12 protein-coding genes are annotated in these 12795 nt (G+C 62.9%); 3 read left to right on the top strand and 9 right to left on the bottom strand.

Annotated elements, in window-relative coordinates:
• Positions 1-53 precede the first annotated feature (53 nt).
• Together SH809_09295 and SH809_09290 are read right to left on the bottom strand one after the other, a co-directional pair.
• Entirely contained in the window at positions 54-1595 is a 1542-nt protein-coding gene (locus SH809_09295; protein MDZ4699886.1) for a S8 family serine peptidase, read from the bottom strand.
• Between the two features lie 61 nt (positions 1596-1656).
• Positions 1657-3075, bottom strand: a complete 1419-nt coding sequence (locus SH809_09290; protein MDZ4699885.1) for a S8 family serine peptidase — start codon at positions 3073-3075, stop codon at positions 1657-1659.
• 305 nt (positions 3076-3380) lie between these two features.
• Between SH809_09290 and SH809_09285 the strand changes: the two genes are divergently transcribed.
• A complete protein-coding gene (locus SH809_09285) occupies positions 3381-4097 on the top strand; it encodes an FkbM family methyltransferase (protein MDZ4699884.1) in 717 nt (238 codons plus the stop codon).
• A gap of 30 nt (positions 4098-4127) precedes the next feature.
• On the opposite strand, the gene SH809_09280 is transcribed toward SH809_09285, so the two are convergent.
• On the bottom strand, positions 4128-4619 hold the full coding sequence (locus SH809_09280; GenBank protein MDZ4699883.1) for an FxsA family protein: 492 nt from the start codon (positions 4617-4619) through the stop codon (positions 4128-4130).
• A 241-nt stretch (positions 4620-4860) separates the two neighbouring features.
• Between SH809_09280 and SH809_09275 the strand changes: the two genes are divergently transcribed.
• Positions 4861-5463: a hypothetical protein gene (locus SH809_09275; protein MDZ4699882.1), complete on the top strand. Its 603-nt coding sequence runs from the start codon at positions 4861-4863 to the stop codon at positions 5461-5463.
• A 4-nt stretch (positions 5464-5467) separates the two neighbouring features.
• Here the strand turns inward: SH809_09275 and SH809_09270 are convergent, their stop codons facing one another.
• From SH809_09270 to SH809_09250, 5 genes are all read right to left on the bottom strand, one after another.
• Positions 5468-6235: a 3-hydroxyacyl-CoA dehydrogenase gene (locus tag SH809_09270; protein MDZ4699881.1), complete on the bottom strand. Its 768-nt coding sequence runs from the start codon at positions 6233-6235 to the stop codon at positions 5468-5470.
• Positions 6236-6358: 123 nt separating this feature from the next.
• Positions 6359-7120: a creatininase family protein gene (locus tag SH809_09265; GenBank protein ID MDZ4699880.1), complete on the bottom strand. Its 762-nt coding sequence runs from the start codon at positions 7118-7120 to the stop codon at positions 6359-6361.
• 216 nt (positions 7121-7336) lie between these two features.
• Positions 7337-7960: a hypothetical protein gene (locus tag SH809_09260; GenBank protein MDZ4699879.1), complete on the bottom strand. Its 624-nt coding sequence runs from the start codon at positions 7958-7960 to the stop codon at positions 7337-7339.
• Positions 7961-8603: 643 nt separating this feature from the next.
• Positions 8604-8924, bottom strand: a complete 321-nt coding sequence (locus tag SH809_09255; protein MDZ4699878.1) for a hypothetical protein — start codon at positions 8922-8924, stop codon at positions 8604-8606.
• Between the two features lie 86 nt (positions 8925-9010).
• A complete protein-coding gene (locus tag SH809_09250) occupies positions 9011-9340 on the bottom strand; it encodes a hypothetical protein (protein MDZ4699877.1) in 330 nt (109 codons plus the stop codon).
• A 319-nt stretch (positions 9341-9659) separates the two neighbouring features.
• On the opposite strand from SH809_09250, the gene SH809_09245 reads away from it, so the two are divergent.
• On the top strand, positions 9660-11039 hold the full coding sequence (locus SH809_09245) for a galactokinase family protein (GenBank protein ID MDZ4699876.1): 1380 nt from the start codon (positions 9660-9662) through the stop codon (positions 11037-11039).
• On the opposite strand, the gene SH809_09240 is transcribed toward SH809_09245, so the two are convergent.
• Positions 11005-12789 carry a sodium:solute symporter family protein gene (locus tag SH809_09240; GenBank protein MDZ4699875.1) on the bottom strand — a complete coding sequence of 595 codons (1785 nt, stop codon included), beginning with the start codon at positions 12787-12789 and terminating at the stop codon, positions 11005-11007. The genes SH809_09245 and SH809_09240 overlap by 35 nt on opposite strands.
• Positions 12790-12795 lie beyond the last annotated feature (6 nt).

The raw sequence follows: 12795 nt of genomic DNA, 5'->3' as shown, positions 1-12795 counted from the left end.
ATGGGTCGGCATCGCCGCCGGTTGGGATGGAGTTCAGATCGGCGACGAAGGGGTTATTGTGCTAACTTTGTCGAAGTGCTTTTCGTGGTCGTGGACGTCGAACTCGTAGCCGGCGCGGTCGTTGACGAGGTGCCGAGCAGCTTCTCCAGGCTGACGGATTTATTCGTCGTACCTGTCGGCTGGCCGGATATCACCGACTTGCCGTTCCTAACCAGGTACTTTGCCACGGCCTCCGGCGAGGCCGATGGATTGCTGCCCAGGTAGCGCACCACGGCGCCCGTTACGTGGGGCGCGGCGAACGACGTGCCGCTGGCGAGGATGCTTTCGTAGGCGTAGATCTCATCCACCCGATGGGTCAGGGAGATGATTTCCTCGCCCGGCGCCAGAACGTCTACGCCGGCCCCATGGTTGGAGAACCGCGAGAACTGGTTGTAGACGTTGTACGAGCCGACCGTGATCGCACCGCTCACGTGAGCCGGCGAGAACGTCGAAGCATCCTTGCCGCTGTTGCCGGCGGAGACGACATAGACGATGCCGGCCCGGATAGACGCCGCGATCGCCTCGTCCAGCACGTTGTACGCCTTCGTGCCGATGTCCATGCCGAGGCTGATGTTGACGACCATTGGGGTCGAAGGCGACGCCAGTTTGGCACGGGTGACATACTCGACCGCCGCCAGCATCGTGGTGACGTCGGTTTGCCCTTCGGCCGTCAGCACTTTCAGACTATGAATGCGAGCCATCGGCGCCACGCCCACGACGCCGTGGATGTTCTTCATAGCGCCTACTACGCCGGCGATGTGCGTCCCGTGACCCGACTCATCCGCCGGATTGCCGGACGTCCCCGGGTCGAAGCCGGTCCCCGTAGTCGCCTCATCATCGTCCCAGTACTGCTGATCGCGGTTGGCGAACAACATGGTGAAGTCCTTCTGCTCAACCACGGCCAGGTCGTTGATGAACGGAGCGCTCAGTACACCCGAATCTAGGATATACACCGAAACAGGCTCTTCGACGAGGTAGTCCATCAAAAACGACTCGGAAAACGTTTCGTTCGTCAACGCGGCTACCCGGCTAATGCCCCATGGGGTGATTTGTTTGTCGTATTTGGCGCCCGAGGTAGTGCCCAGTTCGCTGGTGTTAATCACGAAGTCGGGTTCGACCCACGCGATATCCGGGTCGCTCTCCATATCCGTGAGGAAGGTGTCGTAGATCGATCCGTCGATCGAGACCGTGAGGGCATCCGTGATCGTATCCACGGAAACCTTGATCCGGATCAGGTCGCCATACCGGTTCAGCAGTCTCGAGGTGATCCCGTACCGATCCAACAGACGGCGCGTAACGCCGTCTGCCTCGTACATGGCAAGGCCAAGGACAAGGTTTACGGATTCGCCCTCCAGCTTACCTGCGGCGCCAGACCCTGCACGGCGTGCGTCATCAAGCAGTTGTGGATGCCGAAGTTTAGGATAGATCTCGCTCGTCGGGGCAGCCATGGGCGAGGAGGAATCGGTCAGCGTCTCCGCCGGATCGTTCGCGCCGACCATCTCGCAGCCCTGCAGGATGGCGGGGCTGAGGAAGAGGGCGGCGATGATGGCAGCCATGTACCATCTTCTGGGTGTATGGGGGGAAGTCATTGTATTTCAGGGGGGTTAGGGGGGTGTGTCACCTGGCCGATACAGCCGCGCCCGTCGTGCCGGCCGGCACGCTCAGGATGCCGTACGTGGCGCGGCTCATCAGTTCCGTCTGGACCTGGGCGGCCGACTGGCCGGGATTCAGCGTCAGGTAGCGGGCCGCCATGGCGGCCACATGCGGAGCGGCCATCGACGTGCCGCTCGAGAGCATCAGCACGTCGCTGCCAAAGGCGGAGAGCGAGAGGATATCGGTACCGGGCGCCAGCAGGTCGATCGTCGAACCGTAGTTGGAATAGGCGGCGAACCGGTCACTCTGGTCGTAGGCGCCCACCGTGATGGCCTCGGGGACGTGCGCCGGCGAATACGTGATCGCGTCCCGCCCGTCGTTGCCGGCGGCCGTCACGTACACGATGCCGATGCCGATCGATTTGCGGATCGCCATGTCGAGCGCGCTCATCTCGCGGGACTCGAGGTCCGCCCCGAGGCTCATGTTCACGACGATCTGGAGGTCCGGGTTGGCCAGTTTCTCCTCCATGATGTAATCCACGGCCTTCAGGAGCACGGTCATGTCCGTCACGCCGGCGCTGTTCATCACTTTGATGCTGGAAATCGCCACGCCCGGGAAGACGCCGAGGACGCCCCCATCGTTATTCAATGCACCGATGATGCCGGCGATGTGCGTGCCGTGGCCCAGGCTATCGGGCCGGTCCCGGTTCGGGTTCATCGTCCGCATCCCCTCGAATCCATCGACCCCCGGCACGCGGAGCTCCATGTACGGGGTGAAGTCGACTGAGCCCACGAGGTTCAGGTCGCTGATCGGGTTGACGCCGGTATCCACGACATACACGCGGAGCCGGCTGGCGTCCAGCGGCACCGGCGCCTTCTCAGCGCCGATGTGGGCGATGCTCCACGAGGCGTTCTGCCGGCGTTTCACGCGCGCCGTCGTGCCTTCAGCCAGCTCGTTGCCAAGCAGGGGATCCGGTTCCAGCCACGAGAGGTCGGGGTCGCTTTCGATCAGGGCCAGTAGCGAGTCCAGCTGGCTTTCGTTCAGCGTCAGCGTCAGGGCGTCGAGCGCGGTGGATATCTCGGACTTAATCGTGATCCCTTCGCCAAACTTGTTTAAGAGACGGTTCGTGACGTCGAACTTATTCACAATGCGAGGCGTGATGCCGTTCGCCTCGTAGGTGGCCATGCCCAGCACCAGGTTGAGGGTGGCTTCGCCGGCCACCTTGCCAGCGCCGGTGGCTTTCGTACGCGCTTTATCCAGTAGATGGGCGTGACGCAGCCCATCTCCTTCGACGGGTACGGACGCTACCAGGGCGTCCGGCTCGGTGCCATTGGGGTCGTCACCAATCATGGCGTCGCACCCCTGAAGCAGCGAGGGGCTGAAAAAGAGCAGGCCGAGAATCATGATTCCGAGCCAGCGGGAGGAAAGGGAAGGCTTTTTCATAGAGCGTCTCCTGACTTATCGGGGGGGCCGGATCTGGGGGGCAGAGCCGGAGGATCTCTAGGGGTCGATTCGTCGATAGACAAGAGGTGTGCCAGGGAGAATACCGACACGACAGGGGCAAAATGTGGGATGGGCCGGGTTTTTAGCGCAAGCGGTCGGTAGTAGCGTAACGTGGCGGGATAATATCTACCCGACGTCGGCAGGTGTGCATCCAATGCCCGCGAGCCGTACATTGCGGCGCTTCTCCGCAGGTCGCTGCGAGCCGTTGAGGCCGGCCGTGTGGACGTGAATCCTTCCCACCGTGTATGCGCGAATCCATCAAGAACATACTCCGCCGTGGTCGCTGGATGCTGAAGTCGGCCGTCGGAAAAGACTACTTCCATACGACCCAGGTGCGGCGGCCTGTGACGCATCTCGGGGGCCGGCCGGGCTCGAACTACGGCGCTTGGGCCACCTTCGTGGGCACCTTGAAGCGCGACAGCGTCATCTATTCCGTTGGCGTCGGGGACGATATCTCGTTTGATCTGGCGCTCATCGAGCGAATCGGCGCCGTGGTGCATGCCTTCGACCCCACCCCGGCCTCGCGCGACTGGTTGGCCCGCCAGCACCTGCCGGCGGCGTTTATCTTCCATCCCTACGCCCTGGGCAATCAGGATGGAACGACGGCCTTTTTTGCGCACAAAAATCCGGAGTGGATCTCCCACTCGGTCCTACAGGCCAGCCATACCACCGACCAGGCTATCGAAGTGCCCGTGCGACGGCTGACGACCCTCATGCAGATGCTCGGGCACGACCGCATCGATCTGCTGAAACTTGACATCGAAGGGGCGGAATACGACGTTATCGGCGACCTGATCGCGGCGCGTATACCTATCGGACAGCTGCTGGTGGAATTTCATCACCGGTTCGATGGCCTGCATCCCGAGCGAACGCGGCGGGCCGTGCTGGCGCTCAACGGCGCCGGCTTCCGCAGCTTTCATGTATCGCCGAACGGCGAAGAGTATTCGTTTGTAAATAGCTGAGGGGGATCCCGGCGAGTGCCTACCCACACATTATTCAGTACTGCTCGGCCGTTCGCGCGGGGTGCCCTGCCATTCGAGTACATCCGGCGCGGAGGGTGGTTCGGGAGGGCGGCGAAAGGCGGCGCCCTGAATATCGACATGAAAGCGGAGCGCACCGGACGCCTGCCGGCGCCCCAGATACCCCAGCACGCCCCGCCGGATCAGCGCACGAGAAAACGGAAGGAGTCCGATCAAGCCAAGGACATCGGTGATGATGCCGGGCGTGAGTAAGAACGTGGCGGAGAGGAGGATGATGATACCATCGACAAGCTCCGTCCCGGGCAGTTGTCCCTGCTGCAGCCGCTGGTTGAATTGCCGCCACACGGCCAGGCCCTGCCGGCGCGCCAGCGTACTGCCCAGGATCCCCGTCACTACGACGATTCCCATGGTCGGCCAGAAGCCGATCCGCCGGCCGAGTTCAATCAGCAGGGCAAGCTCCACGATGGGGAGCACGATAAAAAGTAGGAGCAGTCGGAAAAACATAAGGCGGGGGGTAGAACGGAACGAGCAGGCCGGCGTAGTGGAGCATCTCAAGAAGCGACAGTCCGAAGGCCGTTGATGTTCCGCGGGTCAATCAGCGACGGGACCGGTGCAACCTCACGCGCCCGACGCCGAACACAAGACGACGAGAGCCTGCCATCCTTCATCCAGCGCCATGCCCGAAACCGCTACCGAACCCACTCGCCGTCGCCACCGAAGTTGGTCTAGCCGATTCTTCGGCGGAATGGCCGCCGTTTTTTTTGTCGTGGCCATGCCGTTTATCCTGCTGGTCCGTACCTCCCTGTACCTCTATCTCGAGCAGCAGATGAACACGTGGGTCGCCCTCGCCTGCGGGATCGTCGTCACAGGCATCGTCCTCGTGGGGTATACGGCCTACCTGCGCCGGCGGTGGTTCGGGACCTGGCAGTTGTCGGGCCGGATGTTTAAGACGATGCTCCTCATCGTCGTCCTGTACAGCGGCTACTCGATCATGTATATCTCGAGCTCCAATGTGAAGTCAGAGGCCGTCCGCGCCACCTATCGATCGCTCCACCCTATCCTTCGAGTGGCCACCAGCACGCTGGTGCTCGTGAACCGGGATCTGGTGGTGACCGACGCCGGACGGACGCCGGCAGACTACAAGAAGATGGGGCTGCCGGTCCGCGAACAGTCGCTCCATTATAAACAGCCAGGCGGCTACGTGAAGGCTGTGGACATCCGCACCACGGGGAGATCGGAGATCCGAAACGGGCTGGTACGGCTTTATTTCTGGGCCATGGGCTTCAACACACTCCGCCACGTAGGCACGGCGGACCATCTGCATGTCTCGATGCCCCAGGGGCGATAGAGGCTCACCGGGGCGCCATCCGGATCGCGCCGTCGAGGCGGATCACTTCGCCATTCAGCATCGGGTTTTCGATGATGTGCCGCGCCAGCCGGCCGTATTCAATGGGCCGGCCGAGACGCGAGGGAAACGGCACCTGTTCACCGAGCGACTGCCGCGCTTTTTCGGGGAGGCCGGCCAGCAACGGGGTGTCGAACAACCCTGGCGCGATGGTCATTACCCGGATTCCGCTCCGCGCCAGATCGCGCGCGATCGGCAGCGTCATCCCCACGATGCCCCCCTTGGACGCCGAGTAGGCCACCTGCCCCATCTGCCCATCGAACGCGGCGACGGAGGCGGTGTTGACGATCACCCCGCGCTCACCCTCCTCGTTGGGCTCGTTGCTGGCCATGACGGCAGCCGTCAGCCGAATCACGTTAAACGTCCCGATCAGATTGACCTGGATGACGCGCGTGAACGAGGCGAGGTCGTGTGGACCGTCTTTCCCTAGGGTCTTCTGGGCGATGGCGACGCCGGCGCAATTCACCGTGCCATGAAGCCCGCCAAACCGGGCGATGCCCGCCGCGATGGCCGCCTGGACGCTGGCTTCATCCGCTACATCGGTTCGGACGAACAACGCCTGCGCCCCCAACCGCGCCTCGGCCTCGACGCCGGCGTTCGGGTTGATGTCCGCCAGAACGACGTTCGCGCCGGCCTCGACCAACACCTCCGCCGTCGCCGCCCCGAGGCCCGAGCCTCCTCCCGTGATAAAAAACGTCCGCTTGGATGGATTCATACGATGTGACGTTTCGCGTTGAACGTTTTTTCGTTGTGTATCTGAAAGTACCGCCTCCGTTTTCAGGCAACTTAGCGCCTTTTCAGGCCGAACGCATAACGTGCAACGTACTATCGTGTAACGTCACTCATACATATCCGCCGGATCCGCCTCCGCCAACTCCACCAGAAATCCCGCGATACGCTCCGTGGCGGCCTTGAAATACGCCGCCCCTTTCTCGGTCGTCGCCTTCGCGGGGTTGCCGGCGCCCGTGTCGTCGGTGGCCTTCAGCCAGTCCCGCTGCGCCCAGGCCCACTTTTCGCGCAGCGCACGGATCTTGAAAGGGTGCTGGGCGCCGTCGCCGGCTTCGGCGAGGGGGCGTACGAGGTGCGGAACGAGGTGAAGCATCACGCTCGTCTCGAGTTCGCCGGCGTGGTCGCCCATGTCTTCGAAGTACGGCGTCCAGGGCTCGGCCGTGTACCAGTTCAACGTGCACAGAAAAATCCCAGGGAACTGCGGCTGTAGTTCGCGCAGCATCTGCTTGAAATCGTTCCCTCCATGGCCGTTGAGTACCAACAGTTTAGGGATGCCCTGCCGAGACAATGCATCAACCACATCGCGCAGCACGGAAAACTGCGTGCTGGGGTTCATGTTGATGTCCAGCTTGATATCCAGCTGCCCGGTATTTACCCCGAAAGGGATATTCGGCAACACGCCGACCCGCGCGCCCTGCTCCCAGGCCAGCCGCGCCGCCTCGGCCGCGACGGCGTCGTTCTGGATGTTGTCCGTCGCGTATGGAAGGTGGTAATTGTGCGCCTCGGTGGCGCCCCAGGGCAGCACGATCACCTCGTACGGGGTTTCGCGGACGGTTTTCCAGGTGGCCTCGGCGATCACATAGGGACGCATGGGATTAGCGAGTAGCGATTAAACGATGAGCGATTAACGATGATGGCGTCGCCCGTCGTAGGGACACGATACATCGTGTCCGTCCGACAGCATGGCGCGCCGCTCAACCTCGTCGTGTCCGTCCGACAGCATGGCGCGCCGCTCAACCTCGTCGTGTCCGTCCGACAGCATGGCGCGCCGCTCAACCACGTCGTGTCCGTCCGACAGCATGGCACTTCAATTCCCCGACTGCGCGGGCGAATACATAATGTGGGCCCAGGGCAGGCCGGCGTCCATAAGCCAGGGGGCCCCGGGCATCGGCGGCTCGGTGGAGAGGCCGGTCGTTTCGGTTGTGGCGTAGGGGATGTACATCACGTAGAGGGGCCGCACGTTGGTCAGCTCGCCGGTGGCGAGATTGAAGCTGTCGGCCTGGCCGAAGAGCTGGTAGAGGGCGGCGGGGGCCTCGGGCATCTTCAGGGTGCCGGCTTCGATCTCTTTCAAACGGAGGTCGCGGCTGACACCGCGGTCCGCCCCCTCGGCGACCAACTGCCGGCCGCGCGCCATGAAGGGTTCGAGCGAGGCGGCGTAACACGCGGCCTGGAAGCGGTCGTCAAACGGATTGTCCGCCAGGCAGATCATCTCATTATTGCCCTCGCGCAGGGTAACGAGGGCTTTTGAGGCGTCGTACCCCAGGACCGTGGCGCCCGCCTTGAGGTTCTCCGGCAGCGGGGATACGGCGCCGGCGATCTGGATGTCGGGCGAAGGAAGGGTCTGGGCGCGGACGGCAGGGACAGATGCGAGGCACAGCGCCAGAAGACAGGCGGTGGAAAGGCGAGAAAACGAGTAGCACGTCGAAAGCATGAGGCGAAGGTTTTATGTGTAGCAATCTTCAAGAATAAGAATCTACTTCGCCAATCGCCAATCGCTAATTACTAACTGACGTTACGCGCACACAGCGCGAAGGTCATCCTGAACGCAGTGAAGGACCTTTCTAAGACGCGTCGATGGCGTTTTTTAACGCAGAATCGCGTTTTAAAAAGACGCTTCGCGAGGCTCAGCGTGACATGCGTGCTTTGCTGCGTAACATCATCACTTACTAATCATGCGAATCAGGAGTTGAGGCCGTATCAAATGAATAAATCTGACTGGCTTTCCCCCTTTCCTCGTCCTCCCCAACTTGATGGGGATCCATAGGCGGCTGATCGGATTCAGCCGGGCCTCATGGGGGCTAAAGGAAAACAGGAGCACCAACCTATTCAAGCTTCGTTTCGGGTACTTCGGGTGTGCTACTATCGCCCTTAATGACGCATATGCTGCATTTTCATGCTTCAATGGATCCCCGATCGGGGTCGGGAATGACGATCCGAGATGGCGAAGTTGCAAGCAAGGAACACCAAGTGAGCTATTCTCAACTTTTCTATGGATTCCCGATCGGGGTCGGGGATGACGAACCGAGTAGGAGGGACCGTTGGTTACCTTTTCAACTCCTGATTCGCATTAATCGCTAATCCTGCTGATTCTGCCGCGCCTCCCGCCAGGCATCCCGGATCTCGGTGAGCAGCAGCGCGCTCTGATCGAAATGTTGTCTATGGACGAGGTACAAACAATGGTCGTAGATATGCTCCAGATGCATCGACAGACTGGTATGCATCGCATGGTCGAGGCTTTGCTTGAGCGCCACGATGGCCTCGCGGGCTCGGCCGGCGTTACGCTCGAAACAGCCGGCCAGCGCTTCATTATACGTCATGACAATCAGATCGATCGGGTGCGCGCCGATCGTTCGGCCGGTCTGATAGGCCTGGGCAGCAGTACTGTAGGGCGTCATGGGCAGTCACTAGGAGGACCCCGCCGGCAGGTCTCGCCACCGGCCGGCGGGGTCATGAAGGGACAGGGTGGGAAGGATGGATATGCTCAGGTCGCTTTACGCGATTGCATGAACGACTGCAGGACCTCGGGCGCATGTGAACTCGCGGCCGATCGGTCCCCCCGGATGGCTTCGGTGGCCAGGAAGGTCTTCGTGCGCAGTGCGCTCTCATCCAGCCGGGCCGGCGCTTCCTGCGATACGGCCTGAGCGGGTGGGGACTGGGCGTTGGAACGGAGGGTGAGCACGTCCGATCGCATCGCGGTAGGATCGGGCAGGCTCTTCGCGATGCGCTGGATAACGGTCTCGAGGCTCGATCTTCGCCGGGCCGCGGCGGACTCGTCGATCGGCGAGCCCATGGGGTCGATGGACAGATTCATAGGCTAAGGCAGATGGGGAGGAGGCGGAAGCGCCCGCTTCGTCGGCGGGCGCACAACACAGCATGAGTATCGGCCGAATTCGGGCGGGCTTAAGCGCGGGCCGGCCAGGGGGCAGGATCGTTACAGGTTGGGTTTACATTCGGATACGATGAACAAGCTGGAGCAACCATCGCCAGGGTGATGCCGGCAATCGTACTTTCCATAGGTCATGGGATCTGCGACGAGCTCGGAATCGTCCGTGGAGAAGCGCCTAGCGTGGGGCGTGGGTAAGGTACCCATGGTCTGTATCGGCCCCTTTTTCCCGCACTTAAACGATCGCATGGGCACCTTCGCGAAATTCGCCGCTACCCACGATTTTTCTTCGCCGCTGCGCCGCGCCGGCCTCTCCGATTCTGGCGCCAATCGCCACGCGCCGGTGTTCGACCAGCTCGCTCATGTCCTCCAGGCCGGCGGCCCTCCGGCTCCATCCGAAGTACGCGCCTATTTCGTCCCGGGCCGCATCGAGTTGTTAGGCAAGCATACGGACTATGCCGGCGGCGACAGCCTCGTGTGCACCGTCGAACGCGGGTTCTGCCTGCTGGCGGCTCGCACGGAAGAGAGCGGCTTCCTCCTCATCGATGCGGCTCGCGGAGAGTCGGCGACGCCTGGTAGAGCCGTTGAATCTCAGGCGGACATGCCCGACTGGGCCCGGTACCCGGAGACCGTCTATCGCCGAGCCGCCGCCAACTTCGGATCGCGGGCCGGCGGGCTCCGAATCGCCTTCGCCAGCACCCTTCCGCCCGACGCCGGCCTCAGCAGCTCGAGCGCCTTCATGGTCGGCTGCTTCCTCGCCCTGGCCGATGCCTGGGGGCTCGAAGCCGATCTCAGCTACCAAGGGGCAATCGCCTCGCGAATCGACCTCGCGGATTACCTCGGCCACGTCGAAAACGGACAGACCTACAGGTCACTGGCCGGCGAGGCGGGGGTCGGGACGTTCGGCGGAAGCCAGGATCACGCGGCCATCCTGTGCAGCGAACCGGGCGCCGTCGTCCGATTCCAGTACGCGCCAACGCAACGGCGCGGCGCGGTTTTCCTCCCTCCAGAAATGCTTTTTGTCGTCGCGACTTCCGGCGTGCCCGCCCGAAAAACGGGTGCGGCTATGGCAGACTACAACCGCGCCAGCCGGCAGGCCGGCCAGGTCGCGGAACGATGGCGCGACCGGTATCCCGGTACGGGCGGCCGCCTGCGCGACATCGTCGAAACACCCGGCTTCTCGCCGGCGGCTATGGAAGCCCTGTTGGCGCCGGAGCCCGACCTGCTGCGCCGCTATCGACACTTTTTCTCCGAGCACACCCAACTCGTGCCCGCCGCGTTCGAGGCCATGCAGGGCGGCGACTGGGAGGCGCTCGGACGCATCACGGACCGGTCCCAGGCCCTCGCCGAGGCCTGGCTGGGCAACCAGACCCCGGAAACCATCACCCTCGCCCGGCTCGCTCGCGCCGGCGGGGCTATCGCGGCCTCGGCCTTCGGCGCGGGCTTCGGCGGCGCCGTCTGGGCGCTGACCACCGCCGACCGCGCCGACGCGTTGGCCCAACACTGGCTGGATGCCTACCGGACCGCGTTCCCAGACCGCGTCGGGGCCGGCGTTTTTGTCACTCGGCCGGGCGCGCCGGCGATCCGCGACCTCATGAAAACGTCAAACGAGGGAAGACGCGGATGAGGCCGACTACGCTGGTGATACAGACGAGCCCGGCGATAAGGGCGGAACCCATCTCCCCATACAGCACAAATCCCGTCGTAAACAAGGCCGCGTAGACGGCCGCGATGCCCAGCACCATGCCCAGCAGTTCGAGCGGTAGCCGGCCAGACTCCTTCTGAATAACATCTCCGTCCGCTCGCGCCCGGTCCAGCACCGCATCCCAGCCGTTGCCACCGGGCTTGATGCGGCGATAGAAGGCGCGCAGGGTGGCGTCGTCGTCGGGGGGCGTGAAGAAGGTCGCCACGACCCACGTGATCGTCGTGAGCAGGGCGCCTACGACCACCTTCGCGGAGGCCGACAGGGGTAGAAAGCCCAGGCCGTCGTGCACAAACGTGAGGTAGCCGGCAATGAGCATCGACGAAACCATGGCGACGATCTCGGTATAGGCGTTGATCCGCCACCAGAACCAGCGCAGGATGTAGATGAGCCCCGTGCCGGCGCCGAGCAGCAACAGCAGGCTGAACGCCTGGCCGGCGTCCGTCAGCATCAGGCCCAGGCCGAGGCCGAGGAATGTCGAGAGTACGGTGAAGAGTCGGCCGGCCCAGACGAGCTGTTTTTGCGAGGCGTCCGGGCGGATGAACCGCTGGTAAAAGTCGTTCACCAGGTACGAGGCGCCCAGGTTGAGCTGGGTCGACATGGTCGACATAAACGCCGCGATGAGGGAGGCGGCCACCAGGCCCAGCAGGCCGGGGGGGAGGAAAGTCAACATGGCCGGGTAGGCCACGTCGTGCCCCAGCTTGTCCGCCGGCAGATTCGGGAAGGCCGTCTGGATGTCCGACAGATTCGGGAAAACCACCAGCGACGCCAGCGCGATGAGGATCCATGGCCAGGGACGGAGCGCGAAGTGAGCGGCGTTAAAAAACAGCGTCGCCGTCATGGCGTGTTTCTCGTTCTTCGCCGAGAAAATCCGTTGGGCGATATAGCCGCCGCCACCCGGCTCGGCGCCGGGGTAGTACGAGGCCCACCACTGTACGGCCAGTGGCACGAATAGGATGGGCACCCACGCGTCCGGATTTGAAAAATCGGGCAGGAGGCTGAGCCGGCTCGCCACAGCGTCGTTTTGCAGGAGGTTCGTCAGGCCTCCGACTTCTTCTAGGCCCAGGATGTACACACACGCCCAGATCGACCCGACCATGGCGATGGCAAACTGGACGAAGTCGGTGATGATTACCGCGCGCAGCCCGCCGATTGTGCTGTACGCCAGGGTGATCGAGCCGGCAAGCGTCAGCGTCAACCAGCCCGGCCATCCGAGGATGATCTCCCCGAATTTGATGCCGGCGAGCGCGACGGAGCCCATCACGACCACGTTAAAGATCAACCCCAGATACAGCGCCCGGAATCCACGCAGAAACGCCGCCGCCTTGCCGCTGTACCGCAATTCGTAAAACTCGATATCCGTCATCACCTCCGAACGCCGCCAGAGCTTGGCGTAGACGAACACGGTCAACATCCCCGTAAGCAAAAACGCCCACCACCCCCAGTTGCCGGCGACGCCGTCCACTCGCACAAGGTTCGTGACCAGGTTGGGGGTGTCCGACGAGAACGTCGTGGCGACCATCGAAACGCCGAGCAGCCACCAGGGCATGCTCCGGCCGGACAAGAAATACTCGGTCGTATTCGAGCCCCCCCTTCGCGAAGCCCAGAGCCCTACGATCAAGGAAAAGGCAAAAAAAGCGAATACGATCGCCCAGTCTATCGTGGCGAGTTGCATGAGGAT

It is taken from the genome of Rhodothermales bacterium (genome assembly GCA_034439735.1).
Taxonomy (GTDB): Bacteria; Bacteroidota; Rhodothermia; order Rhodothermales; family JAHQVL01; genus JAWKNW01.
The sequence above is the reverse complement of the archived record's forward strand: the minus strand, read 5'-3'. Positions and strand labels throughout refer to the sequence as shown.